24 protein-coding genes are annotated in these 23910 nt (G+C 62.3%); 4 read left to right on the top strand and 20 right to left on the bottom strand.

The window, feature by feature from the left end; genetic code table 11:
• Nucleotides 1–205: 205 nt before the first annotated feature.
• A complete protein-coding gene (locus EDC35_RS05870) occupies nucleotides 206–418 on the top strand; it encodes a hypothetical protein (protein ID WP_132976280.1) in 213 nt (70 codons plus the stop codon).
• A complete protein-coding gene (locus tag EDC35_RS05865; RefSeq protein ID WP_132976279.1) occupies nucleotides 418–696 on the top strand; it encodes a type II toxin-antitoxin system RelE family toxin in 279 nt (92 codons plus the stop codon). Before EDC35_RS05870 ends, EDC35_RS05865 begins: the two co-directional genes overlap by 1 nt.
• 47 nt (nucleotides 697–743) lie before the next feature.
• Here the strand turns inward: EDC35_RS05865 and kdpC are convergent, their stop codons facing one another.
• From kdpC to EDC35_RS05810, 11 genes are all read right to left on the bottom strand, one after another.
• Entirely contained in the window at nucleotides 744–1340 is a 597-nt protein-coding gene (gene kdpC / locus EDC35_RS05860) for a potassium-transporting ATPase subunit KdpC (RefSeq protein ID WP_132976278.1), read from the bottom strand.
• Nucleotides 1341–1352: 12 nt separating this feature from the next.
• Nucleotides 1353–3419 carry a potassium-transporting ATPase subunit KdpB gene (gene kdpB / locus EDC35_RS05855; protein ID WP_132976277.1) on the bottom strand — a complete coding sequence of 689 codons (2067 nt, stop codon included), beginning with the start codon at nucleotides 3417–3419 and terminating at the stop codon, nucleotides 1353–1355.
• A gap of 15 nt (nucleotides 3420–3434) precedes the next feature.
• Nucleotides 3435–5159, bottom strand: coding sequence for a potassium-transporting ATPase subunit KdpA (gene kdpA, locus EDC35_RS05850; RefSeq protein ID WP_132976276.1), 1725 nt, complete (start codon nucleotides 5157–5159; stop codon nucleotides 3435–3437).
• Entirely contained in the window at nucleotides 5156–5248 is a 93-nt protein-coding gene (kdpF, locus tag EDC35_RS05845) for a K(+)-transporting ATPase subunit F (RefSeq protein WP_132976275.1), read from the bottom strand. Before kdpF ends, kdpA begins: the two co-directional genes overlap by 4 nt.
• Before the next feature lie 191 nt (nucleotides 5249–5439).
• Nucleotides 5440–6342, bottom strand: coding sequence for a response regulator (locus tag EDC35_RS05840; protein WP_132976274.1), 903 nt, complete (start codon nucleotides 6340–6342; stop codon nucleotides 5440–5442).
• Nucleotides 6343–6378: 36 nt separating this feature from the next.
• The gene (gene truD / locus EDC35_RS05835; RefSeq protein ID WP_132976273.1) at nucleotides 6379–7422 is read right to left on the bottom strand and encodes a tRNA pseudouridine(13) synthase TruD; all 1044 of its coding nucleotides are present in this window, start codon (nucleotides 7420–7422) and stop codon (nucleotides 6379–6381) included.
• Between the two features lie 20 nt (nucleotides 7423–7442).
• Complete coding sequence (gene ispF, locus EDC35_RS05830) at nucleotides 7443–7922, bottom strand: 2-C-methyl-D-erythritol 2,4-cyclodiphosphate synthase (RefSeq protein WP_132976272.1); 480 nt, start codon at nucleotides 7920–7922, stop codon at nucleotides 7443–7445.
• Between the two features lie 23 nt (nucleotides 7923–7945).
• Nucleotides 7946–8659 carry a 2-C-methyl-D-erythritol 4-phosphate cytidylyltransferase gene (gene ispD / locus EDC35_RS05825; protein ID WP_132976271.1) on the bottom strand — a complete coding sequence of 238 codons (714 nt, stop codon included), beginning with the start codon at nucleotides 8657–8659 and terminating at the stop codon, nucleotides 7946–7948.
• Nucleotides 8656–8949: a cell division protein FtsB gene (ftsB, locus tag EDC35_RS05820; protein ID WP_132976324.1), complete on the bottom strand. Its 294-nt coding sequence runs from the start codon at nucleotides 8947–8949 to the stop codon at nucleotides 8656–8658. Before ftsB ends, ispD begins: the two co-directional genes overlap by 4 nt.
• A 61-nt stretch (nucleotides 8950–9010) precedes the next feature.
• The gene (eno, locus tag EDC35_RS05815) at nucleotides 9011–10288 is read right to left on the bottom strand and encodes a phosphopyruvate hydratase (RefSeq protein WP_132976270.1); all 1278 of its coding nucleotides are present in this window, start codon (nucleotides 10286–10288) and stop codon (nucleotides 9011–9013) included.
• 131 nt (nucleotides 10289–10419) lie between these two features.
• On the bottom strand, nucleotides 10420–11616 hold the full coding sequence (locus EDC35_RS05810) for a GGDEF domain-containing protein (RefSeq protein ID WP_165903359.1): 1197 nt from the start codon (nucleotides 11614–11616) through the stop codon (nucleotides 10420–10422).
• A gap of 199 nt (nucleotides 11617–11815) precedes the next feature.
• Here EDC35_RS05810 and EDC35_RS05805 point away from each other — a divergent pair, with 199 nt between their 5' ends.
• Both EDC35_RS05805 and EDC35_RS05800 read left to right on the top strand, forming a co-directional pair.
• Nucleotides 11816–12175, top strand: a complete 360-nt coding sequence (locus tag EDC35_RS05805; protein ID WP_132976268.1) for an Hpt domain-containing protein — start codon at nucleotides 11816–11818, stop codon at nucleotides 12173–12175.
• Nucleotides 12176–12260: 85 nt separating this feature from the next.
• On the top strand, nucleotides 12261–12686 hold the full coding sequence (locus tag EDC35_RS05800; RefSeq protein WP_132976267.1) for a flagellar basal body-associated FliL family protein: 426 nt from the start codon (nucleotides 12261–12263) through the stop codon (nucleotides 12684–12686).
• Nucleotides 12687–12721: 35 nt separating this feature from the next.
• Here the strand turns inward: EDC35_RS05800 and EDC35_RS05795 are convergent, their stop codons facing one another.
• From EDC35_RS05795 to EDC35_RS05755, 9 genes are all read right to left on the bottom strand, one after another.
• A complete protein-coding gene (locus EDC35_RS05795; protein ID WP_132976266.1) occupies nucleotides 12722–13957 on the bottom strand; it encodes a fused response regulator/phosphatase in 1236 nt (411 codons plus the stop codon).
• Nucleotides 13958–13968: 11 nt separating this feature from the next.
• Nucleotides 13969–14274, bottom strand: coding sequence for an STAS domain-containing protein (locus EDC35_RS05790; protein WP_132976265.1), 306 nt, complete (start codon nucleotides 14272–14274; stop codon nucleotides 13969–13971).
• Nucleotides 14275–14509: 235 nt separating this feature from the next.
• Nucleotides 14510–15577, bottom strand: coding sequence for a protein-glutamate methylesterase/protein-glutamine glutaminase (locus tag EDC35_RS05785; protein WP_132976264.1), 1068 nt, complete (start codon nucleotides 15575–15577; stop codon nucleotides 14510–14512).
• A 7-nt stretch (nucleotides 15578–15584) separates the two neighbouring features.
• Entirely contained in the window at nucleotides 15585–16811 is a 1227-nt protein-coding gene (locus EDC35_RS19090) for a methyl-accepting chemotaxis protein (RefSeq protein WP_132976263.1), read from the bottom strand.
• 31 nt (nucleotides 16812–16842) lie between these two features.
• Nucleotides 16843–17454: a chemoreceptor glutamine deamidase CheD gene (gene cheD / locus EDC35_RS05775; protein ID WP_132976262.1), complete on the bottom strand. Its 612-nt coding sequence runs from the start codon at nucleotides 17452–17454 to the stop codon at nucleotides 16843–16845.
• A 12-nt stretch (nucleotides 17455–17466) separates the two neighbouring features.
• Nucleotides 17467–18333, bottom strand: a complete 867-nt coding sequence (locus tag EDC35_RS05770; protein WP_207896130.1) for a CheR family methyltransferase — start codon at nucleotides 18331–18333, stop codon at nucleotides 17467–17469.
• 7 nt (nucleotides 18334–18340) lie between these two features.
• Entirely contained in the window at nucleotides 18341–20686 is a 2346-nt protein-coding gene (locus EDC35_RS18990; RefSeq protein WP_341539425.1) for a methyl-accepting chemotaxis protein, read from the bottom strand.
• Between the two features lie 319 nt (nucleotides 20687–21005).
• Complete coding sequence (locus tag EDC35_RS05760; protein WP_132976260.1) at nucleotides 21006–23261, bottom strand: methyl-accepting chemotaxis protein; 2256 nt, start codon at nucleotides 23259–23261, stop codon at nucleotides 21006–21008.
• Between the two features lie 70 nt (nucleotides 23262–23331).
• Nucleotides 23332–23835, bottom strand: coding sequence for a chemotaxis protein CheW (locus tag EDC35_RS05755; protein ID WP_132976259.1), 504 nt, complete (start codon nucleotides 23833–23835; stop codon nucleotides 23332–23334).
• Nucleotides 23836–23910: the final 75 nt, after the last annotated feature.

Below are 23910 nucleotides of genomic sequence, written 5' to 3'. Positions count from 1 at the left end.
TTCAGGTTGGGACGGCTTCCCCGGCTCACGCTTCTATAAACTCCGTTGATCAAAACTCCGTGTCAATCCTTGGGAACAGAACATACAAGGTTGGGGTGAACGAGAGTGAACCCCAACATTGCAACATCAGATCCGCCTAATAATCGGGTAAAAACACGCCACACTCAGCGCGAATCAAGGCTTAAGATAACCATTCGGAGACGACATGAAGACTGTAACTCTTGAAATCGACGAGCGCGCTTATCCTGGTCTGATTGCCTTTCTCCAACATTTATCTTCTGATCGCTATGTACTGTTTGAGGATGAAGAACCCTTATCCGAAGCGGAGCGCGAGAACATCAAGCGCATTCGAGCGCGCATTGACGCGGGCGACGATAGCGAATTCGAAGACTGGACGGATGTGCGCAACGATTTCTAATGGCACACTACCAACTGAAACTTCACAAAGATGCGGCAAAATTCTTGCGAAGTTTGCCGGCCAGGATGCGGGATCGGGTTCGCGATAAGCTCGATATGCTGATGGATAACCCGCATGACATGCAGCGTTTGGATGTAAAACCGATGGTTGGAGAAAATGGACTGTGGCGACTGCGCGTCGGATCGATTCGGCTGATTTACGAGGTTCAAGAGCATTATTTGGTCATTTATGTGGTCACCGCTGGAAATCGCGGCGATGTCTATAAAAAGCGCGGATGATTCTGCTCGTCCGCAAAGTCTCTTTTATTGATCGGTGCCAGTATCCATCAAGGACGCATCGAATCGGCGAGACCGTCCTCGGCATCAAGCGCCAGATTGAGCGCAAGGACATTGACCCTCGGCTCCCCAAAGAGTCCAAACTGCCGGCCTTCCGTGTTCCTGGCGACAAGTATGGCAACCCGTTCGACCTCCATCCGCCGCGCGCGGGCGATACGCCCCACCTGATAGGCTGCGGCGGCCGGGCTGATGTGCGGATCGAGTCCGCTGCCGGAGGCCGTCACCAGATCGCCCGGAATCGGCCGCTGGTTGTCCGGGTCCGCCGCCTTGAGCGCGGCGATGCGTTCCTTGACGGCCTCCACCAGCGCCGGATTCAGCGGCCCCAGATTGGAGCCGCCCGAGGCCGCGCCGTTGTAGGGTTGCCCTGCCGTGGCGGAAGGCCGGCCCCAGAAATACTTGGGATCGGTGAATGACTGGCCGATCAGGGCCGAGCCGACCGGCCTGCCGTCGCGCACGATCAGGCTGCCGGATGCGGTCACGGGGAACAGCGTCTGGGCAATGCCCGTGACGGCGAGCGGATAGAGGATGCCGGTCAGGACGCTCAGCAGCAGGAAGAGGCTGACGGCGGGGCGGATGAGTGCGGTCATGATGGTGTCCTCTCAGGCAAGTCCGGTGGCGGCGATGGTCAGGTCGATCAGCTTGATGCCGATGAAGGGCGCGATCAGACCGCCCAGACCATAGACCGCGAGGTTGCGGCGCAGCAGCACGGCGGCGCCCATCGGCTGGTAGGTCACGCCCTTCAGCGCCAGCGGGATCAGGACGATGATGATGAGCGCGTTGAAGATGACCGCCGAGAGGATCGCCGAGGTCGGGCTGGCGAGCCCCATGACGTTGAGCGCGCCCAGTTGCGGGTAAGTGGTCACGAAGGCCGCCGGGATGATGGCAAAATATTTGGCGATGTCGTTCGAGACGCTGAAGGTGGTCAGCGCGCCGCGCGTCATCAGCATCTGTTTGCCGGTCTCGACCACCTCGATCAGCTTGGTCGGATTGGAATCGAGATCGACCATGTTGCCGGCCTCCTTCGCGGCCTGAGTCCCCGTGTTCATGGCGACCGCGACATCGGCCTGGGCGAGCGCCGGGGCGTCGTTGGTGCCGTCGCCGGTCATGGCGACCAGCCGGCCCTCGGCCTGGTGCTGGCGGATCAGGGCAAGCTTGGCCTCCGGCGTGGCCTCGGCGAGGAAGTCATCGACCCCTGCCTCGGCGGCGATGGCAGCGGCGGTGAGCGGGTTGTCGCCGGTGATCATGATGGTGCGGATGCCCATGCGGCGCAGTTCGGCGAAGCGCTCCTTGATCCCGCCCTTGACGATGTCCTTCAGCTCGACGACACCCAGCACGCGGCTGCCGTCCGCGACCACCAGCGGCGTGCTGCCACGGCGGGCGACCTCCTCGACGGCGCGGAGCACCCCCGGCGGAAAACGTCCGCCGAGCGTCTCGATGTGCGCGCGGATGGCATCGACGGCGCCCTTGCGGATCTGACTGTCCGGCAGATCGACCCCGCTCATGCGGGTGTGGGCGGAGAAGTGGATGAACCGGGCGTTCAGCGCCTGGATGTCGCGCTCGCGCAGACCGAATTTCTGCTTGGCCAGCACCATGATGCTGCGGCCTTCCGGCGTCTCGTCGGCAAGCGAGGCCAGTTGAGCGGCGCTCGCCAGATCCTGCTCGGGCACCCCCTCGGCGGGCAGGAAGGCGGCAGCCTGACGATTGCCCAGTGTGATGGTCCCGGTCTTGTCCAGCAGCAGCACATCGACATCGCCAGCGGCCTCGACCGCCCGCCCGGAGGTAGCGATGACATTGGCCTGCATCATCCGGCTCATGCCGGCCACGCCGATGGCCGAGAGCAGGCCGGCAATCGTCGTCGGGATCAGGCAGACCAGGAGTGCGATGAGTGTCGTCAGGGCCACCGGCGTACCCGCCCCGGCGGCCTGGACGCCGAAGATCGAAAAGGGCAATAGCGTCACCGTGACCACCAGGAAGATGATGGTGAGCGCGACCAGCAGGATGGTCAGCGCGATCTCGTTCGGGGTCTTCCTGCGTTTGGCGTTCTCGACCATCGCGATCATGCGATCGACGAAGGTCTCGCCGGGATTGACCGTCACCCGCACCAGCAGCCAGTCGGACAGCACGCGCGTGCCGCCCGTCACCGCCGAGAAATCGCCCCCGGCCTCGCGAATCACCGGCGCCGACTCGCCCGTGATCGCGGACTCGTCGACCGAGGCCACGCCTTCGATGACCTCGCCGTCGGCGGGGATGGTGTCGTTCGCCTGCACCAGCACCAGATCGCCCTTGCACAGCTCGGTGGCGGGGACCGACGACCAGTCGGCGCTCGCGTCGGCTGACTTGACCTTTTTGGCCATCGTCTCGCGCTTCAAACCGCGCAGCGAGGCGGCCTGCGCCTTGCTGCGGCCTTCGGCGAGCGCCTCGGCGAAGTTGGCGAAGAGCACCGTGAACCACAGCCAGAGGGTGACAGCGAGGATGTATCCCGCAGGCGCCTCGCCGGTCCCGATGACTGCCTGCACCCAGAGCGCGGTGGTCAGGAGGCAGCCGGCATAGACGACGAACATCACCGGATTGCGCCACTGCGCCGCCGGGTTGAGCTTGCGGAAGGCATCGAGAACAGCCGGCCACAGCAGGGCCGGATCGAACATGGATAGTGTCTGGCGGGCCATGCGTTTCTCCTGGAATCAATGCGCCGACTGGAGCATGAGTTGCTCGACCACCGGCCCGAGTGCAAGCGCCGGGACATAGTTGAGTGCGCCGACCAGCACGACGGTACCGATCAGCAGCATCACGAACAGCGGACCATGGGTCGGCATGGTGCCGGCATTGGCGGCGATGCGCTTCTTGGCCGCGAGGTTCCCGGCCAGCGCCAGAACCGACACGATCACAATGAAACGCCCGAACCACATGGCAATGCCCAGCAGGATGTTGTAGAAGGGCGTGTTGGCCGAGAGTCCGGCGAAGGCGCTGCCGTTGTTGTTGGCGGCCGAGGTGAAGGCGTAGAGGATCTCCGAGAAACCATGCGCGCCGGGATTGGCGACCCCGGCCACACCGGCGGGCAGCGTCACGGCCAGCGCGGTGCCGGTCAGGACCAGCAGCGGCGTCACCAGGATGGTGAGCGAGACCATCTTGATGTCATGGGCCTCGATCTTCTTGCCCAGATATTCCGGGGTGCGCCCGATCATGAGTCCGGCGAGGAACACGGCCATGACGGCGAACACCAGCATGCCATAGAGCCCGGAGCCGACGCCGCCGAAGACCACCTCGCCGAGCATCATGTTCCAGAGGGTCACGAATCCGCCCAGGGGCATGAAGGAGTCGTGCATGGCGTTGACCGCCCCGCAGGAGGCCAATGTGGTGATGGTCGCGAAGAGGGCGGATTCGGCGCTGCCGAAGCGCGTTTCCTTACCTTCCAGATTGCCCGCCGAGCCGTCGATGCCCAGGCTGGTCAACAGTGGGTTGGACTGCTGCTCGACGCTCATCGCCACCACCGCCATGACGACGAAGAGCACCGTCATGGCCGCCAGCACCGCCCAGCCCTGACGGACATCGCCGACGATGCGCCCGAAAGTGAGACAGAGCGCCGCCGGGATCAGGAAGATCGAGAGCATCTGGATGATATTGGTGAGCGGGGTCGGATTCTCGTAAGGGTGCGCCGAGTTGGCGTTGAAGAAGCCGCCGCCGTTGGTGCCGAGCATCTTGATCGCCTCCTGCGAGGCGACCGGACCCGTCGGCAGGGTCTGCGTTTGTGGGGCCACAGAGGCGGGACCGGACTCCAGCGTCGTCACCTCCTGGTAGCCGTCGAGCGTCTGGATCGTCCCCTGACTGACCAGAAAGACGGCGTAGACCAGCGCGATCGGCAGCAGCAGATAGAGTGTGACGCGCGTCAGATCGACCCAGGCATTACCGATAGTGCTGGCCGAATGCCGGGCGAAGCCACGCATCAGGGCCACGGCGACCGCGATGCCGGTGGCGGCCGAGAGAAAATTCTGCACCGCAAGACCCAGCATCTGGGTGAGATGGCCCATGGTCGATTCGCCCGCATAGCCCTGCCAGTTGGTATTGGTGGCGAAGCTGATGGCGGTGTTGAAGGCCGAATCCGGGCTGACGTTGGCGAGCTGCTGGGGATTGAGCGGCAGCCAGACTTGCAGCCGTTGCAGGGCATAGACGGCCAGCGCGCCGAGCAGGTTGAACAGGAGGATGGCCAGTGCATAGCGCAGCCAGCCCATTTCCTCGTCCCGCTTCACGCCGCACAGGCGATAGAGCCCCGCTTCGAGACCGCCGCCGAGCCGCAGCGCCAGGATGGGTCGCCCTTCCATGACATTGGCGATGTAGCTGCCCAGCGGTTTGGCGGCGAGCAGCAGGACCAGCAGATAAAACCCGAGGATCGTCCAGGCATGCGGCATCATGCGACATCCTCCGGCCGGAGCAGGGCGACCAGCAGATAGAGCAACAGCAGCGCGGCGACGACAGCGCTCAGACTATGCAGCCAGCTCATCGGACACCCCCGAGACGGGCGCAGCCGAAGGCGGCTCCGATCACCAGCGCGAACAGCGCGACGAGGCCGGAAAGGAATAAGAGATCCACGGCTTGACTCCATCAGGGACTTGGACAGCCCTTATGCTAGGCAAGCCGGTATCAAAATTTTGCAAAAAAACCGACCAGTGCAGTAATAAGACCGGAAAGCGCCTAAGGGGGCGACATCTCATCGACCAGTTCGACCGTCACCGTCACCTGATTTCCGCACCCCTGGTATTCGAGCGAGGAAAAGGCCAGTTGGCGGGCCATGGCAATGCCGCGACCATGGCTGTCGAAGGCGCGCGCCGGCCCCATGTCCAGATAATCCTGCCAGGCGAAACCCTTGCCCTGATCCCGAATGGTGAAACGCAGTCTCCCCGGCTCGCGCTGGAAATCGACGGTCGCATAGCGTTCAGCCTGAGCCGGGTCGGCCAGTCGGCGCTCGATCTCTTCCTGCCAGGTGCCGGTCTCGATCAACCGACTCTTGTCGTGATAATCGAGCCCCAGGTTGCCATGCTCCACCGCATTGAGCATCAGCTCCGACAACCCCATGGACACCGCTGTCGCGTTGGGACACATCTGCGCCAGCACGGCGGAAAGCAGGGCGACCTCGTCGAGCCGCCGAAAGGCATAGCTGGCCTGCTGCGTCAGGGCAAAGACACCACGCATCTCGGAGCCCAGACGCGCCAGTTCGCGCCGGCTGCGCCGGTCATCCAGCGCCGCCACGACAATGCTTTTGAGCGCCTTGCTGGAATAAGGCTTGGCCAGGTAATACCAGGCGCCGGCAGCCAGCCCCTCGGCAACCTGTTCCGAACTGTCCGCCCCGCTCTGCATGATGACGGGCACATCCCGGAAACGGGGATCCGCCTTGAGCCGACGCAGCACTTCGATCCCATCCAGGCGCGGCATGATGCGGTCGAGGATCACGCCATCGAAATAGTCCGGCCGCGCATTGATGGTTTCCCATGCCTCCTGGCCATCCCGGGCAAAGACCAGACGATGCTGATCGCCGAGGCAGTCGGCGATGATGTCCAGATTGATGGGTTCATCGTCCACGACCAAGAGTTTTGCCATTGCATGCTCCTTATTGCGCTTTACGATCAGGCAGGATCAATTTTGGGTACTCTCCCAGTCGATCAACTCGCGCAACACGACTGTCGCATAGGATCCTGCCGGCAGCTCAAAACCCAGCTCAAGCCAGTCGCCGTTCGTCTGTGCCGTCAGATCCCTGACCGGCAGGCGCAGTGCACGGCGCTCCTGCTCCAGACCAAAGGCGGCAAACCCTTCAGGCCAGCCCGGAAAACGGGCCGCAACCTGGTCTTCGAGCGTCTGGATCGCCCCGCGCGTCGGCGGCGCGCCAGCACCCCACAAGGGGCCGGTGGGATGCAGATCGAAGCGCACGCCACGCTCGCGCAAGGACTCATCGATCTGCTCGACGCTGAAATGAGACTGGCAGCCATCGAGTTGCAGACAGTCGCCGGGCTGGGGCTGGTCCCAGTCGTCACGCCGCACCCGTTCGGCCAGCACCTCGTTGAAGATCTGGGAGCGCGCGGCGGACAGCCAGAGACCGCGCTGATGACGCGGCACGCGCCCGGCGGTGCCGGCAAAGAGCGCCTGAGCGCGCACCAGATTGCCGTCGGCATGACCGAAACGCTGTTCGCCAAAATAATTGGGCACGCCCCGCGCGCGGATCGATTCAAGTCGTGCGACAAGCTCGGTGGGGGACAGATCGACCTCGCGCACCCAAATCCGAAAGCGGTTTCCGGTCAATGCGCCCCGGCGGAGCTTGCGACGATGCGGGTGAACCTCCAGCACCTCAATGCCGTCCGCCGCCAGTGATGACCAGTCAGGCAGATCGCTGCGCGGTCGCGGCACCGAAAACCACTGTGTCGTGACGGCATGCCGATCCTTGAGACCGGCATAACCGACAGTGGAAACCGGCGCGCCGGCCAGTGATGCCAGCCGGCGGGCGGTCCATTCGGTGTTGGCGTCGGTCTTGCGCACCCACAGCAGCAGATGATCGCCCTCGTCATCCGGGGCAAAGCCCAACTGTTCCTCGACCTGGAAATCGGCGGGCTCTGAGCGCAGACGACCGCGCCCCAGGGGGCCGCCGTGGGCGCGTGGCAGATCCTGACAGCTCGTCCAGTCTGGCATGAGCGGGTTTATCGCCTGAGTCAAGCGCCCGCCCCGGTCAGCAGAACCACGGCGGAGGCGGCGATCCCCTCACCGCGACCGGTGAAGCCCATCTGTTCCATGGTGGTGGCCTTGACGTTGACCCGCGCCGGGTCGCAGCCGAGATCGGCTGCCAGCACCTCGCGCATCGCCGGGATGTAGGGCGCGAGCCTGGGACGCTGCGCAATCAGCGTCATGTCGGCGTTATGCACCGACAGCCCGCGCTCGCTCAGGCTTTCCATCACCCGGCGCAGCAGAATGCGGCTGTCGATGCCTTCATAAGCGGCATCCGTATCGGGGAAATGACGTCCGATGTCGCCCAGACCCGCCGCGCCCAGCAGCGCGTCGCAGAGTGCATGGATGAGCACGTCGCCATCCGAATGGGCGAGCATGCCCTGCTCATGGGGGATCTCCACCCCACCCAGCACCAGCCGGCGATCCGGCGCAAAACGATGGGCATCGAAGCCCTGACCGATCAGCATGAATCCATCTCCAGAAAGGCGAATTAGACATGAACCCGCCCCTGCTGTTGCAAATAAAAATGGGCCAGAGGGAGATCCTCGGCCCGGGTGATTTTGATGTTGTCCGCATGCCCTTCGATCAGACGCGGAGCCAGACCCAGACGCTCGATGGCCGAGGCGTCGTCAGTGACCAGATCATTCACCTCCAGCGCCTCGCGCAGCGCCCGGCGCAGCAGTCCGAGCCGGAACATCTGCGGTGTGTAGGCGTGCCAGAGCGAGGCGCGATCAACGGTCCTGGCGATGCACCCGGCGCCGTCCTCGCGCTTCATGGTGTCGCGCACCGGAATCCCGAGCAGACCGCCAACCGCATCCCCGGCCAGCGACTCGATCAGCCGGTCGAGATCGGCGCGCCGCAGACAGGGCCGCGCGGCATCGTGCACCAGCACCCAGTCATCGTCCCTGGCTAGCCCGTCGAGCGCCGCCAGCGCATTCAGCACCGAATGACAGCGTTCCGCACCGCCGGGGGCGCGGATGACCTTGGGATGCGCGGCGTAACGGGTCTCGCCCCAGTAGGCATCCTCCGGCCCGAGCGCCACCGCCACGCCCTGGATGCGCTCATCGGCGATGAACAGACCCAGGGTATGATCGATGACGGTCTGACCGGCCAGATCCAGATACTGCTTGGGAATGACACCGCCCATGCGCCGCCCGACCCCGGCGGCGGGCAGCACCGCCCAGAAGGCTGACGGGGTGTTCATGGCGCGGCCTCCGGCGGGCGACGTTCGATGACCTGAATGAAGATCTCGCCGGGCTTGAGCATGCCAAGCTCGCTCCGCGCCCGTTCCTCGATGGCCTCCACACCTGACCCCAGATCCAGCACTTCCGCCTGAAGCTCCTGATTACGTGCACGCAGACGCGCGACCTCCGCCTCCTGATGGGCGATCTCCATTTTCAGGCCGTGGAGATCGGCGAGGCTCCCCTCGCCGACCCACAGCCGGTACTGGAGCGCCGCCAGAAAGAGGATCAGCACGGGAATCAGCCAGCGCATGTCGAGACCTGTCAGCCGTGGCAGTCCGGGCCAGAACGACCAGACCCGGAGCAGCATGCCATCAGAGCCACTTGAAGGCATCGCGGCCCGCATAAACGGCATCCTCGCCAAGCTGATCCTCGATGCGCATCAGTTGGTTGTACTTGGCGACGCGATCGGAGCGCGACAGCGAGCCGGTCTTGATCTGGCCCGCGCTGGTGGCGACCACCAGATCGGCGATGGTCGTGTCCTCGGTTTCGCCCGAACGGTGCGAAATGACTGCCGTGTAGCCCGCCTTGTGGGCCATGGCGATAGCTTCAAGCGTCTCGGTCAGGGTGCCGATCTGGTTGACCTTGATCAGGATCGAGTTGGCGATGCCCTTGTCGATGCCTTCCTGCAGGATCCGGGTGTTGGTGACGAAGAGGTCATCGCCGACGATCTGAACTTTGGAACCCAGACGTTCGGTCAGACGCTTCCAGCCGTCCCAGTCGCCCTCGGCCAGCGCGTCCTCGATCGAGAGGATGGGGTACTTGGACACCCAGGCGTCGAGCAGATCGATCATGCCATCCGAACTCAGGGTGCGACCCTCGCCCTTGAGCACATACTGACCGTCCTGATAGAACTCGGAGGCGGCCACGTCCAGACCCAGATAGATGTCGGCGCCGACCTTGAAGCCGGTCTTGTGGATGGCCTCCAGGATCGCTTCAATCGCCGCCTCGTTGGACGCCAGATCGGGGGCAAAACCGCCCTCGTCGCCGACGGCTGTCGCCAGACCGCGCCCGTGCAGCACGGACTTGAGCGCATGGAAGACCTCAGCGCCATAACGCACCGCCTCACGGAGGCTGCCCGCACCGACCGGCAGGATCATGAATTCCTGAAAATCGACGCTGTTATCGGCATGCTCGCCACCGTTGATGATGTTCATCATGGGCACCGGCAGACGGTAGGGACCGCTGGCGAGCGACTGGTACAGCGGCAGCGCCTTTTCCTGCGCCGCTGCATGAGCGGCTGCCAGCGAGACGCCAAGCAGGGCATTGGCACCGAGCCGACGCTTGTTGTCGGTGCCATCGAGTTCGATCATGCAGCGGTCAATTCCCTTCTGATCCGCAACCTCCATCTCCAGGATGGCATCGCGCAGCTCGCCTTCGATATTGGCGACGGCGGTACGCACGCCCTTGCCGCCGTAGCGCGATTTGTCACCATCGCGCAGCTCCAGCGCCTCGCGCGAGCCGGTGGACGCGCCGGACGGCACAATGGCCCGCCCGATGGCGCCATCGGCGGTGATGACATCGGCCTCGACCGTGGGATTACCACGGGAATCCAGCACCTCACGGGCGCGAACATCGACGATTTCGGACATGCTTGATGACTCCTGAGAATGTAATGGGGAGTGTCAGTGTTCGCCTCACCCCTCCCATTCACCAAAGAATGAGACATGGGGTGTTGCAAACCGCGCGCGACAGTATACCCGTTGTGCGGGCATCCATCGCCTCAAGACCGCTCGCCGTCACGCTGACGCCGATCAGCCACGAAGAACCGATAACTGTCTCTTCCCTGGTGTTTGACCCGATACAGCGCCTGATCAGCGCGGCTGACCAGCAGCTCGAAATCGTCGCCGTCGTCTGGATAGAGGCTGATGCCGATACTGCACCCGACCTGGATCTGTTCGCCTGCGAGTTCGACGGGGTCGCGCAACGACTGAATGATGCGCTGCGCCACCGCCGCGATCTCGTGCCGGTCGGCGATATCGACCAGCAGCACGAGGAATTCATCCCCTCCCTGCCGACAGACCGAGTCGCCTGACCGCAAAGCGTCGCGCAGTCGTCCGGCGAGCACGCGCAGCAGACTGTCACCCGCCGCATGGCCCAGGGTATCGTTGACCTGCTTGAAGCGGTCGAGATCGATGAAGAGGATGGCAACCAGACCGCCGCCGCGCGCGACATGGCCCAGTGCCTGGACAAAGCGATCCTCCTGCATGCGCCGATTGGGAAGCCCCGTCAGGGCGTCATGCGTGGCCAGAAAGGCGCTGCGCGCTTCGGCATCCCTGCGCTCCTCAATCTCGTGCGCAAGTTCGGCGTTGATCCGGGTCAGTGAGCGAACCAGCCCCTCGTTCTGAAGTCGCAGCTCGATATTGCGGCTCACGATCCCGCTGATCTGCCAGACCGTGGCGATCATGGTGATCTCGAAGGCGGCTGCGAAACTGACCATGAACCAGGACTCATGCCCGCCTCGCCAGATCAGCCCGCCGAACAGACAGGCGATCATGGGCAAGGTGAAGCCCAGATAGACGGAACGCAAAGGGCCGAGCGTCGCGACCGCCGCCGACATCATCCCGCCAACGATGAAAGACACGAATCCGATCTGGGACGCATCGGCGTGGACCAGCAACAGGAGGCTGAAGCCGCCCCACCAGAAACCGTTGAGGATCAAAACGACGAACAGACGCCGTCCCCAGACATCCATCGACACCCGATGGTCGCCCGTCTGTCGGACATAGGCGCGCTTGATCCGCCAGCGAATCGTCAGAATCGTCAGCAACCCCAGGATCCAGACGAGCGAAATGGCCGGTGCCACATGGGGCCAAAGGATCACCAGACCGAGGAAAGCGACGAGCAGATTGCCGAGCAGAGCGGATCTCGTATTGCGGAACACCAAACCGATCCGCTCGGCACGGATAAGGGACGGCAAATCGCCTTCCAGGCTATCGGCAAGTCGCTCATCCGGCGCCGGGGCGCCAGCCCGCCTCTCAACTTTCCGTGCGTGACCGGGCGGCGATGACCTCTGCATAAGGGTTCCTGATGAGGATGGATGACGCCGGCTTGATGGATGGACTTGCGCGCCTGGATGCAGGTAAAGTTTCCATCCTGCCCACAGGGAAAAGCAACTGATGAACACAACAGCCAGGCTCCCGGGATTCGACGCGCTCCAGACACGCGATCACGCCGCCGCGCTCGCCAGTGCCGGGGGCGATGCCGCGCTGGCGGCGGAACTGCTGCAAACGCTGCTGGCGGGACTTCCCGCTGAGATCGAGGACCTGCGGGCCTGTCTGGCGGAGTCCGACTGGCCCGGTCTGGCCGAATACGCCCACCAGATCCGTGGCGCCACCCGCTATTGCGGCGTCCCGGCCCTGGACGCCGCCATGGATGCGCTGGAACGCGCCGCGCGTCTCGGCGATCCCCTCCGCTGTGCGGCGGGCTTCGACGACGTCGCGGCACAGGCCCAACGCCTGCGCGAGACGTGCGACTGATACGGCGCCAGCGGCCTGTGTCATGATTGCGCCCGACACGCTGTGATGCGCCTTTCCTTCATCAACCGACGGACAGATCACTGATATGCGATGCACCGACTATCGATCCATTTATCTCGCGGCCCTGCTGCTTTGCCTGACCCCAACACTGGGTCTGGCGAGTAGCGGCGGTGGCGAAAAGGCGGCAGGGACTTATCCCGGTTACGTGAAACTGGAACCGCCGCTGGTGGTCAATCTGGCCAGCCAGCGCCGGGCGCAATACCTGAAGGCCGATATCCAGTTTTTCATTGAAACCGCTCACGACGCGGAACTGGTCGCGCTCCACATGCCGCTCATCCGTGATCGCATGATCACCCTGATCGGCGGTCGCGCCGCCGATCAATTGGCGTCAAAAGAGGCGCGCGAACAATTGCGAACCGAGTTACTCGCAAAGCTGCGCGAGACCATGACCCAGCAAGCGGGAGCGCCTGCGATCAGCGCGATCTATTTCACCGGCTTCCTCATTCAATAGCAGGCTGTCGTCCGGTCCAGCAGGCCGACAGGATGTCAGCGCTCCCCATCGTCCGGCGCACTGGCAAACAAAGCGGAATCCAGCAAGATTTCTGCCACCGCGATATCGTCCGCCTGCTCGGTCGCGGCACAATGCCGGTCGAGCGCCGCGCCGAACGCCGGCAACACGGGGCTGCCATGCCTCCACTCGTTCAGAATCAGATCGAATCCGGCATGGCTGAACATCTGCCCTGACTCATTGCGGGCCTCCAGGAAGCCATCGCTCATCACCAGCAGACCGTCACCCCAATGCAACGCCACGCATTGCGGATACTCCTGCGGAGACAGCTCGGGCAGAATGCCGAGCGGCAGGGCATGGGACGGGAGCTCGCGCAGTCCCCCGGCGGTGCGCAGCCAGGCGCTGGGCATGCCGCCGTTCCACCAGCACAGGGTGTCGCCCTGCCCCGAAATGGTCATCAGACAGACGCCCATGAAGCGGTCGGCCGGCAGCATTTGGTAAAGCTTGCGGTTGATTTCGCACAGCACCTGTTCATCCCTGATGCCTTTGAGGGTCATGGCGTGAAAGGTATCGGCGACCGGCAGGGCCGCCATGGCGGCGGCCAGTCCATGACCGGTGAAATCACCGACCAGCAGACGCAGACCGCCATCCGGGAGACGCTGAGTCAGCACCAGATCGCCGTTGAAAATGGCCGCCGAAAGCTGGATGACGCCGATCTTGTCGAACGCCACGTTGCGACTCGTCACGGCACGGCTCAAAACCCGCTCCGCCAGCAACTGTTCCTCGCGATCCTGCTCCAGCAGCGCCGAGAGCATCTGCTGCTTGGCGGCGATGGTGCGCTGAAGATTGCGCACCCGCTCCATCGCCAGGACGCGCGCCTTCAGGATCGTGAAATTGAAGGGTTTGGAGAGAAAGTCGTCGCCGCCGGCCTCGATGCAGTGCAGGAGCGACTGATCGTCGCTCAGGGCGGTCAGAAAGATCACCGGCACAAAGTCCATTCCCGCCATGTCCTTGATGCGGCGCGTGGCCTCCAGGCCATCGATGCCGGGCAGCATGACATCCATGAACACGATATCTGGCCGCTCGGCGGCAAAGCAGGTCAGCGCCTCTTCTCCGCTGTGCGCCTCCAGGGTGCGAAACCCCTCCTTGTTCAGCATCAGACTCAGCAGCCGGCAGTTGGCTGGCTCGTCATCGACGACCAATGCGATGCCGCGCGCCTCCTGTTCCTTTCCCGGCGCGGATACGCCATGGGTGGAAGATGTCAGAGGCTCCATCAGAATTGCCTTCAATCCAGAATAAAGAGTTTTTCAAAATTGGCGATCTTGAGCACGCGCCGCACGTCTTCGCCAGAACCGATGATCCTGACCTGCGCCTTCTCACTGCCTGCATATTCGCGCAGCAGCAGCAGCATACCCAGTGCCGAGCTGTCCAGGTAGGATGAATCGAACAGGTCGATAACAAAGGTCATGGCCTTGGGATCGATATCCCGATAGGCATCGCGGAATGCCTTGTGCTGTGCAAAATCGAAGCGACCTTCGATTGCAATGGTCACCTGGGATTTCTGTTCGTCGATACGACGTGTGATGCTCATGCAGAATTTCTCTTTAGGAGTTGGCAGTTTTGAATTCGTCAGTCGTCAGCCGGACGGAGTGAATGCCCCGTCCCGCCTGGGATACCTTTTGCGTCGTTGTCGTAATCGATGTGATCATCATGGCGGTCAGGATTCTCCCGCACCGCATGGTTTTATTGTCCGAGCGTTGTCAGCATCGACAAGGATCCGAATCAACAACGACGACAACGAGCTGCCGGGGCGAATGAATTCGCCCCTACCTTCCCGTCACGCCCCTGAGCAAAGCGGCGGCGATCTCCTGCACCGGCAGAATCTCCACCGCGCCACCGCGCTTGACCGCCTCGCCCGGCATGCCCCAGACCACGCTGGTCGCCTCGTCCTGGGCGACGGTGTGCACGCCAAGGTCGCGCAATTCCTTCAGACCCTGCGCGCCATCCGCGCCCATGCCGGTGAGGATTGCCGCGCTGGCATTGGCGCCCGCCGACTGCGCCACCGAACGAAAAAGCACATCCACGCTGGGACGGTGACGGTTGACCGGCTCGCCGCTGCTGAGTCGGCAGACATAGCGGGCACCGTCACGGGCCAGCAGCAGATGGCGGTCGCCGGGGGCGATATAGGCATGACCGGCCATGACGCGGTCGCCATCCGCCGCTTCCTTGACGACTAACCCGGTCTGACGATTCATCCGCTCGGCGAAGGCGGCGCTGAAACCCGGTGGAATATGCTGGGCGATGACAACCCCTGGGGTATCAGGCGGCAGGCGCAGCAGGACTTCCTTGATGGCCTCGGTGCCACCGGTCGAGGCGCCGATGGCGATGATGCGATCCGTGGTGCGAAACGACTGCACGGATCGCTGCGGAATGACGGCATCCACGGATAACCTCGGCGGCGGATCGGGCGGGGTGGTCAAGGTGCGCACCCGCGCACCGGCAGCCATGCGGATCTTGTCGATCAATTCGCCAGCATACTCCTGGAGACCGCGCGTCAGATCCAGATCGGGCTTGCGGACCACATCCACCGCGCCCAGTTCAAGCGCCTGGAGCGTCACCTCGGCGCCACGCGCGGTGAGCGAGGAAACCATCACCACCGGCATGGGTCGCAGCCGCATGAGATTGCGCAGAAAGGTGAGTCCGTCCATGCGCGGCATCTCGACATCCAGGGTCAGCACGTCCGGGTTCAGCGCCTTGATTTTCTCGCGGGCAATATAGGGATCCTGCGCCGCTCCTACCACCTCAATGCCGGACGCCGCATCCAGGATCTCGGTGAGGATCTGGCGCACCAGCGCCGAATCATCAACCACCAGCACGCGAATGGGTTTTGCCACACTGACCTCAGAAGAGCTCGATCTCGCCTTCACTCATGGATGTCTGCGTGACCGGACGATGGGCCGCCGCGATCAGCTCGTCGCGCAGCTGCGACAGCCGCGCATGGGCCGCATCCACCTGTTCCGGGGTATGCACCAGACCCAATGGAATCTGGCGCAGATCGGCAACGAAACGATCCATGAAATCGATACGTCGCTTGGCCTGTTCCAGCACCTGACGGGTGATGTCCTCGAACTGGAGCAGCCGGATCGCGGCATCGACATTGCCCTGTAGCCGTGAGGCCACCACATTCAATTCATTGAGTCCGTCCGACATCATGCGATTGACCGCCTGCACCTGAGTAATCATCTCGTCCATGCCGCCCTTGGCCGTGATCGAGGCGTTCATGTCCTGCGAGGCCATCCGCCCCACGATTTCGCGGGTCTCACCAAACACCATCATCGCCTGCTCGACCTGGCCGCGAATCTGATCGTTGAACTCAGCAGCATCCTGGGACAGCTTGCGCACCTCCTGCGCCACCACAGCAAAACCGCGACCCACCTCGCCGGCCCGCGCCGCCTCGATCGCGGCATTGAGCGCCAGCAGGTTGGTCTGGCGCGCGATCCGCTTGGCGCCTTCCAGGCGATTAAAAATATCGCCCATCTGCGCCGAGAGGTCATCAACCTGATGCGCAATATGGATGCTGTGCTTGCTCATGTCGACCAAACGCTCAACATTTTCCGACAGCAGCCGACTGTTCGACTCCAGAAAGGCATTCACATCAATGACGTCATGATGGTCGTCGGGGTCAGTCTCGCCCTTTCTGGCGACCAGCCGCATCACCAGTTGCTGTTGCGACCTGGATTCAGATAACAGACCCGTGAAGCTGCCCTGCAAGTCACCGACGGCATGTCCGACCAGATCGGTCGCCTGACCGATCAGCTCGCGCAATTCATTCATCTGCGGCCCGATCAACTGGTCAGTTTCGATGACCAGCTCCCACAGATCGCGTTCAGCCTGCCGGGTGGCGTTCGGGCCGATGAGGCTTACCTGACGGGCATGCCCGTTCGGGGCGGCATCGGTGGCGGCGGATGTCCGCAATGTGCCACGCAGCGCGACGGACAGCGGCCAGACGAGGCCCAGCACGAGCACCCCGCCCCATCCCGGCAGCCAGCCCGGCACCAGAAGCGATTGCAGCAGCAGCACCAGACTGACCAGCAGCGGCGGCCAGTGGGGTATCAGTTTATCCAGCATCCTCAGCTCCATATTCAAACCGCACCCGGAATCAGGAAAACAATTCAACATCACCCTCGACCTTCGACTGACGCAGCCTTTCGCTGTAAGTCAGCTCGCGTTCGATGATGGTGTCGTTGTGCAGACTGCGCAGCTTTTTCACCAGCACCCGCCCGGTCGATGGAAAAAAATACACCTTGCGCGGATAACTGCCGAGCAGATCTCTGGCCACCACCGGGATTCCCTCAGTGGTCAGGTAATCAAGCACGAAACGCGCATTGCGATCCCCCACCACATGGGCCTTGAAACCGGGCAGGACGTTGCCTCCGCCAAAGACCTTGGCCTCCAGATTGGCGCGCCGGGCGCCCAGTTTGAGCAACTGATTGATGAGGATCTCCATCGCATAGTCGCCATACCGCATCGACCGACCGAAACGGCTGTCCTCGTCGCGCCGGTCATCCGGCAGCATGAAATGATTGATCCCGCCAATCCCGCTGACCCGGTCACGCACGCAGGCGGCGACACAGGAGCCCAGCACGGTCACCATCAGCAGCTCGCGCGTCGAGACATAATATTCCCCCGGCAGGATCTTGACCGCATCGATATCGAAATGACGGTCAAAATAGAGATTGGGCGCCAGAACCTCCTCGAATCGATGATCCATCTCACGTCTGTCTCAGGTGCGCGCCACGGGGGCATAAACGGTCTTGCCCTGCAAGCGGAAGCGATCCGCGACATGGGTCAGGCTTTCGGAGTGACCCACAAACAGCAGACCGTCCGCGCGCAGCAAGGGATGAAACCGCGCCAGGAGTTTAGACTGGGTCGGCTTGTCGAAATAGATCAACACATTGCGGCAAAAGATCGCATCGAATGGCCCTTTGATGGGCCAGTCTTCACTCAAGAGATTGAGCGAATTGAAGCTGACCAGCGCCCGCACCTCCGGACGTACCCGCACCATACCTTCCTGAGCGCCCCTGCCGCGCTGGAAAAAGCGTTTCAGATCCTGCTCCGGCAATTTCCGCACCCGCTCAACGGGATAAATTCCCTGAGCCGCATGCCGCACCACATTGGTGTCCAGATCGGTGGCCAGAATCCTGACCGGCGGCGTCCAGGAACCCAGGGCATCAATGAGCGTCATCGCCATCGAATAGGGCTCCTCGCCGGTCGAGCAGGCCGAAGACCAGAACCGGATGGGGCGGCGCCCCTGATTCATGGCCTTGACCGCCAGCTCGGCCAGCACCGGAAAATGGTGCGACTCGCGAAAGAAGGAGGTCAGATTGGTCGTCAGCGAATTGATGAAATGCTGCCATTCCCCCTCATTTTCATTCAGAAAGGCAAGATAATCCTCGAACGAGGTCAGTCCTGTCGCCCGCAGCCGACGCGCGATCCGGCTGTACACCATATCGACTTTGCTGGTGTTCAGCGAGATTCCGGCGTGCTCATAGATCAGACCCCGGATCTGCTGGAAATCCTGATCGGTAAAGTCAAATTCACGCTCGCGCTGGGCGTGGACCGGCGTGTCGTTGAGCACCGGAGCCGCCATTCGCTGTCTAGAACTCATCCCAGTCATCTTCCGCACGCGCTGATTTGTTGGGCGCGGGCTTGTTTCTAACCTTGACCGCCTGCGGCGCCCGATGACTCGACGCCGGTTTCGCGGATGGCCGCGCGCGTGACGGCTCCGCCACGGCGCGCATGCCGCCCTGATCGAGCTTGAACACCGCCACCACCGAGGCCAGTTTCTGCGCCTGTTCTTCCAGCGATTCCGCCGCCGCCGCCGCTTCTTCCACCAGCGCGGCGTTCTGCTGGGTGACGTCATCCATCTGGATGATGGCCTGATTGACCTGTTCGATCCCCGACGACTGCTCATTCGAGGCCGCCGAAATCTCGGCCACGAGGTCGGTGACACGCTTGATCGATTGCACGATCTCGGTCATCCGCTGTCCGGCTTCGTTGACCTGCACCGTGCCGGCATCGACCTTGGCGACGCTGTCGCCAATCAGGGTCTTGATCTCTTTGGCGGCGTTCGCCGAACGCTGGGCGAGGTTTCTGACTTCGGCGGCGACCACGGCGAAGCCTCTGCCCTGCTCCCCGGCCCGCGCGGCCTCGACCGCTGCGTTGAGGGCGAGGATGTTGGTCTGGAAGGCGATCCCGTCAATCACGCCGATGATGTCGGCAATCTTGTTGCTGGATTCGGAGATCGCCGCCATGGTCTCGACCGAGGCGCTGACGACGGTCCCGCCCTTGAGCGCCACATCGGAGGCGGAGATGGCGAGCTGGCTGGCCTGACGCGCGTTGTCGGCGTTCTGTTTGACGGTGCTGGTCAGTTCTTCCATCGAACTGGCGGTCTCTTCCAGCGAACTGGCCTGTTCTTCGGTGCGCTGGCTCAGATCCTGGTTGCCGGTGGCGATTTCGTTGGAGGCGGTGCCGATGGTATCGACCGCTTCGCGGATCCGAGACACCAGATCCTTGAGGTTGGCAACCGTGGTGTTGACCCCGGCCTTGGTCTCGCCGAAGAGACCGGGATAATCCTTGGTGATGGTCTGCGTCAGATCGCCTTCAGCCAGGGCCTGGGCAACCCGCATCACGTCTTTCAGACCCACCTCGGTCGTCTCGACCAGCAGATTGAGTCCTTCGGCAAGACGCTTGAAGAAGCCATCCAGTTCACTGGTTGCGATCCGGCTGGAGAAATCGCCGGCAACGGCACCCTCCACCAGTCTGCTGACTTCCTGCTCAATCTTCACCTCATCGGTGCGGTCATTCCACTCGATGACGGTACCAAGCCGGTTTCTGTCCTGATCCGAGATGGGATTGGCAACCAGGGCGAAGGTGCGCCCCCCGACCCGGATCTGCGTCCGGTGCGTGGTCTGCATGGCCTCCATCATACGCGTCTGATGCGAGGGATTTTTATGGAAGACATCAATGGTGGAGCCAATCAGACGCTCAGGATCGAAATTGGGCAGATCCCGGCGAATGTCCTGCGCGCCATGACGGAACATACCCAGCACGGCTGGATTGGCATAGATGATCTCGCCCCCCGGCTCGGACAGCATGACATTGGATGACACACTGTCGAGCGCGTAGCGAATCCGCAGATTTTCGGCGGCGACCCGCTTGGTCTCGCCGATATCGGCCTTGAGCTTGGCCTGCATGGCCGCCAGCCCCTTGAGCGCCAGACCCACCTCGTCGCGCCGGGTCGTGTCGATGTCCTGATCGTAATCACCGCTGCCGATGGCGACGAATTTCTCCACCAGGGTGCGCAAGGGGGGAATCAGGCTGATAAAGGTGAGGACACTGAGCAGGATAGCGATGAGGATCGCGAATGCAGATAACCAGATCACCTGCTGCGTGCCCCGATTGGCGAGCTCGACCGCTGTATTGGCCTGCGTTGCAGCGCGGGCCTGATTTCCGGCCACCATCTCCTCGGTGCTCTCGCCCATCCTGACCGACAGATCAAAGACGCGCGCCGCTTCGCGTCGATAGGCGTCCATCACCTCATCGTATGCGGCCGGATCCCGGGTCTCGATCAATGCCTGCAAAAAGGCGTCCAGCGCCACATAGGCATCCCGCCAGGCACGATAATCCTCCGACAGCCGGGCGAATTGCTGCTGTCCCTGTTCCGTCAGACGTGGCAGTTTCGAGAGCGCGTCGATGTTTTGCTCGATTTTTTGCCATGAGGCGGCACGCTGCTCCGCAATCTTTAACAATTGCTCCTTGTTCAGATAGGCATCGGTCTGCATCTGCGACTCGAAGGTTTGCGCCCGAATCACCACACGCTCGGTATCCAGTTGCGTCAGCGCCTTGATGGTCGGCAACCGATTGTCGCGAACCTGCTGCGCGTAGACCGACCACCTCTGAAAGCCGTCATAGGCCAGATAGCTGACGAAGGCCAGTGCCAAGATCAGGAGACCGCTCAAAAGGCCGATTTTGATGCTTGCCGAAAGATGATTGAACCAGCGCATAGGTGTTTACCGTCCAGGCTAAAAAACACCGGTGTCGCAATCGCAACACCGAATCAAAACGCCTAAACCGCGTCCAGAGTGAGAGGCTGAGTTTCGAGTCCATTCGATCTTTGGCGCATCCACGGCCCTTGGCTGGGACAGGATTTAAGATTTTATATTTTTCAATATCTTAAACCGCGCCAGATCAGACGGTCGTCGAGACTGCCAAGGTTGATCCACACCAAACATATCGCATAACGCACTGGGCGCGGTTTAATCAGAACTCAGACCAATCATTGTCGTCGGACTTGGCGACCGGCGGCGGACGATTCGCACGCGGTGCGGGAGCTGTCCTGGATTTCGCAGTTGTCTTGGCTGATGCCCGCTGGCGTGGCGCCAGGGCTGCGGAATGGGATTCGCTCATGGACCGCATGCCGCCCTGATCGAGCTTGAACACCGCCACCACCGAGGCCAGTTTCTGCGCCTGCTCCTCCAGCGATTCCGCCGCCGCCGCCGCTTCTTCCACCAGCGCGGCGTTCTGCTGGGTGACGTCATCCATCTGGATGATGGCCTGATTGACCTGTTCGATCCCCGACGACTGCTCATTCGAGGCCGCCGAAATCTCGGCCACGAGGTCGGTGACACGCTTGATCGATTGCACGATCTCGGTCATCCGCTGTCCGGCTTCGTTGACCTGCACCGTGCCGGCATCGACCTTGGCGACGCTGTCGCCAATCAGGGTCTTGATCTCTTTGGCGGCGTTCGCCGAACGCTGGGCGAGGTTTCTGACTTCGGCGGCGACCACGGCGAAGCCTCTGCCCTGCTCCCCGGCCCGCGCGGCCTCGACCGCTGCGTTGAGGGCGAGGATGTTGGTCTGGAAGGCGATCCCGTCAATCACGCCGATGATGTCGGCAATCTTGTTGCTGGATTCGGAGATCGCCGCCATGGTCTCGACCGAGGCGCTGACGACGGTCCCGCCCTTGAGCGCCACATCGGAGGCGGAGATGGCGAGCTGGCTGGCCTGACGCGCGTTGTCGGCGTTCTGTTTGACGGTGCTGGTCAGTTCTTCCATCGAACTGGCGGTCTCTTCCAGCGAACTGGCCTGTTCTTCGGTGCGCTGGCTCAGATCCTGGTTGCCGGTGGCGATTTCGTTGGAGGCGGTGCCGATGGTATCGACCGCTTCGCGGATCCGAGACACCAGATCCTTGAGGTTGGCAACCGTGGTGTTGACCCCGGCCTTGGTCTCGCCGAAGAGACCGGGATAATCCTTGGTGATGGTCTGCGTCAGATCGCCTTCAGCCAGGGCCTGGGCGACCCGCATCACGTCTTTGAGACCGACTTCGGTGGTGTCCGACAACTGGTTGAGCAACTGGGCGATGTCTTTGGCGAAGCCCTGTTTCCCGGCAAGATCGAGCTTGATGCTGAAGTCGCCCTGATTCGCGGCATCGACGATCCTGCGAATCTCGTTGACCACACCGGTCAGGGCGGTGACGGTGCCATTGACGCCCGTTTTAGTCTGACCGAACAGTCCCGGATAGTCTTTGGTGATGGTCTGGCTCAGATCGCCCGCCGCCAGTGCATTCGCGACGCGGGTCACATCCCTGAGACCGACATCCGTGGTTTCGGCCAGACGGTTGAGCCCCTCGGCGATCTCCCTGCCGAAACCGCTCTTGTCGGCGAGCTCCAGACGCCGGCTGAAATCGCCCTGGGTCGCCCCATTGACGATACCCGTGATCTCGCCCACCAGTCGCTTGAGCGATTCCTGCATCTGCTTGAGCGAGACCAGCAGGCTTGAGGTGTCACCCGGACGAGTGGCAATGGTATGTGAGAGATCGCCAGCGGCGACGGCCTGCACCATGGTGGCGGCATAATCCGGTTCGCCACCGAGCTGGCGCATCAGACCGCGCACGATCCAATAGCCGATCCCGATGCCGAGGATGAGCGCCAAAGCGGAAAGCAGTAACAGTTGAAAGGTCGCCGATGCCGCATTTTGCTGGGCATCCTGACCCTTTTGGTTCATCAAGTTCGTTTGATAGTCAATAAGCTCACCGATCACCTTGAGATAAGCGCTCTGCTTGTCGCGAATCGTCGTCAACAAGAATGTCTTGGCCTCGTCGCGCCGCCCCTCGCGCACCAGATTCAGAAAGCTGGTTTGCAGACCGACATAGTCACCCCGCGCATCGATGACAGCGGACAACAGTCTGACGCCCTCCTCCGAGGTAATGGTTTGCTTCAATTGATCCAGATTGGTGCTAATCGCGGCGCGCGCCTGATCAATACGCTCGATTTCGGATTGAATGGCGCCCGGATCGTCCAATAGCAGGGTGTTGCGCACCGCCCGCGCAACGACATTGACGCTATCGACGATCAGGTTGGCCTTGACTGTCTTGGGAAAATAATCATTGACGACCGAAGCAATATTTTCGTTGAGGCCATGGATCTTGCTGATCCCAATCAGGGCAATGAGCCCAAGCAATGTCAGAATGACGCCGAACCCCAGCCCCAAGCGCGTGGAAACCTTCATGCTGCCCATGTTTCTGTTCTCCAGTCGGATGATGGATAAGCCAGACGGCTGCGGTGCAACGACCGTCGCGATCACGCCACTATGCCAGGCCAGCCTGAGTCTGTTCGATCAGACCCATTTCGCTGCTGGACATGAGTTTTTCGATATCGACCATGATCACCATGCGCTCGTCGAGCGTGGTCAGACCATCGATGTAGGCGGTATCGAGCAGGGCGCCGAACTCGGGGGCCGGACGGATCTGGTCGCGCCCGAGCGCGATGACATCGGAGACCCCATCGACCACGACCCCCACCACGCGCCCGGCGATGTTGAGGATGATGACGACGGTGAACTGGTTGTATTCCACCTGTCCCAGATTGAATTTCAGACGCAGGTCGATGATCGGCACGATCACACCACGCATGTTGATCACGCCCTTGATGAAGTCGGGCGAGTTGGCGATTTTGGTGACAGCGTCATAGCCGCGGATCTCCTGCACCTTGAGAATGTCGAGTCCGTATTCCTCCGCGCCGAGGGTGAAGGTCAGATACTCTCGCGAGCCACTGGCGATCATGGCGGCCCCGTCTTTGCGTTCTTCGCTCATCGCTTCCTCCGCGAGGATAAACAAATGGACAGGATTAACAGGATTCACGGCAGGACAAAAAAGCAATGAAATATC

Source organism: Thiobaca trueperi (assembly GCF_004342175.1).
Classification (GTDB): Bacteria; Pseudomonadota; Gammaproteobacteria; order Chromatiales; family Chromatiaceae; genus Thiobaca; species Thiobaca trueperi.
Note: the sequence above shows the minus strand (reverse complement) of the source record. Positions and strands in the feature narration are given on the sequence as shown.

Coding starts and splice junctions, on each gene's coding strand:
- EDC35_RS05870 (WP_132976280.1), top strand. CDS start 206: ATGAAGACTGTAACTCTTGAAATCGACGAGCGCGCTTATCCTGGTCTG.
- EDC35_RS05865 (WP_132976279.1), top strand. CDS start 418: ATGGCACACTACCAACTGAAACTTCACAAAGATGCGGCAAAATTCTTG.
- kdpC (WP_132976278.1), bottom strand. CDS start 1,340: ATGACCGCACTCATCCGCCCCGCCGTCAGCCTCTTCCTGCTGCTGAGC.
- kdpB (WP_132976277.1), bottom strand. CDS start 3,419: ATGGCCCGCCAGACACTATCCATGTTCGATCCGGCCCTGCTGTGGCCG.
- kdpA (WP_132976276.1), bottom strand. CDS start 5,159: ATGATGCCGCATGCCTGGACGATCCTCGGGTTTTATCTGCTGGTCCTG.
- kdpF (WP_132976275.1), bottom strand. CDS start 5,248: ATGAGCTGGCTGCATAGTCTGAGCGCTGTCGTCGCCGCGCTGCTGTTG.
- EDC35_RS05840 (WP_132976274.1), bottom strand. CDS start 6,342: ATGGCAAAACTCTTGGTCGTGGACGATGAACCCATCAATCTGGACATC.
- truD (WP_132976273.1), bottom strand. CDS start 7,422: ATGCCAGACTGGACGAGCTGTCAGGATCTGCCACGCGCCCACGGCGGC.
- ispF (WP_132976272.1), bottom strand. CDS start 7,922: ATGCTGATCGGTCAGGGCTTCGATGCCCATCGTTTTGCGCCGGATCGC.
- ispD (WP_132976271.1), bottom strand. CDS start 8,659: ATGAACACCCCGTCAGCCTTCTGGGCGGTGCTGCCCGCCGCCGGGGTC.
- ftsB (WP_132976324.1), bottom strand. CDS start 8,949: ATGCGCTGGCTGATTCCCGTGCTGATCCTCTTTCTGGCGGCGCTCCAG.
- eno (WP_132976270.1), bottom strand. CDS start 10,288: ATGTCCGAAATCGTCGATGTTCGCGCCCGTGAGGTGCTGGATTCCCGT.
- EDC35_RS05805 (WP_132976268.1), top strand. CDS start 11,816: ATGAACACAACAGCCAGGCTCCCGGGATTCGACGCGCTCCAGACACGC.
- EDC35_RS05800 (WP_132976267.1), top strand. CDS start 12,261: ATGCGATGCACCGACTATCGATCCATTTATCTCGCGGCCCTGCTGCTT.
- EDC35_RS05795 (WP_132976266.1), bottom strand. CDS start 13,957: ATGGAGCCTCTGACATCTTCCACCCATGGCGTATCCGCGCCGGGAAAG.
- EDC35_RS05790 (WP_132976265.1), bottom strand. CDS start 14,274: ATGAGCATCACACGTCGTATCGACGAACAGAAATCCCAGGTGACCATT.
- EDC35_RS19090 (WP_132976263.1), bottom strand. CDS start 16,811: ATGCTGGATAAACTGATACCCCACTGGCCGCCGCTGCTGGTCAGTCTG.
- cheD (WP_132976262.1), bottom strand. CDS start 17,454: ATGGATCATCGATTCGAGGAGGTTCTGGCGCCCAATCTCTATTTTGAC.
- EDC35_RS05770 (WP_207896130.1), bottom strand. CDS start 18,333: ATGGCGGCTCCGGTGCTCAACGACACGCCGGTCCACGCCCAGCGCGAG.
- EDC35_RS05760 (WP_132976260.1), bottom strand. CDS start 23,261: ATGGGCAGCATGAAGGTTTCCACGCGCTTGGGGCTGGGGTTCGGCGTC.
- EDC35_RS05755 (WP_132976259.1), bottom strand. CDS start 23,835: ATGAGCGAAGAACGCAAAGACGGGGCCGCCATGATCGCCAGTGGCTCG.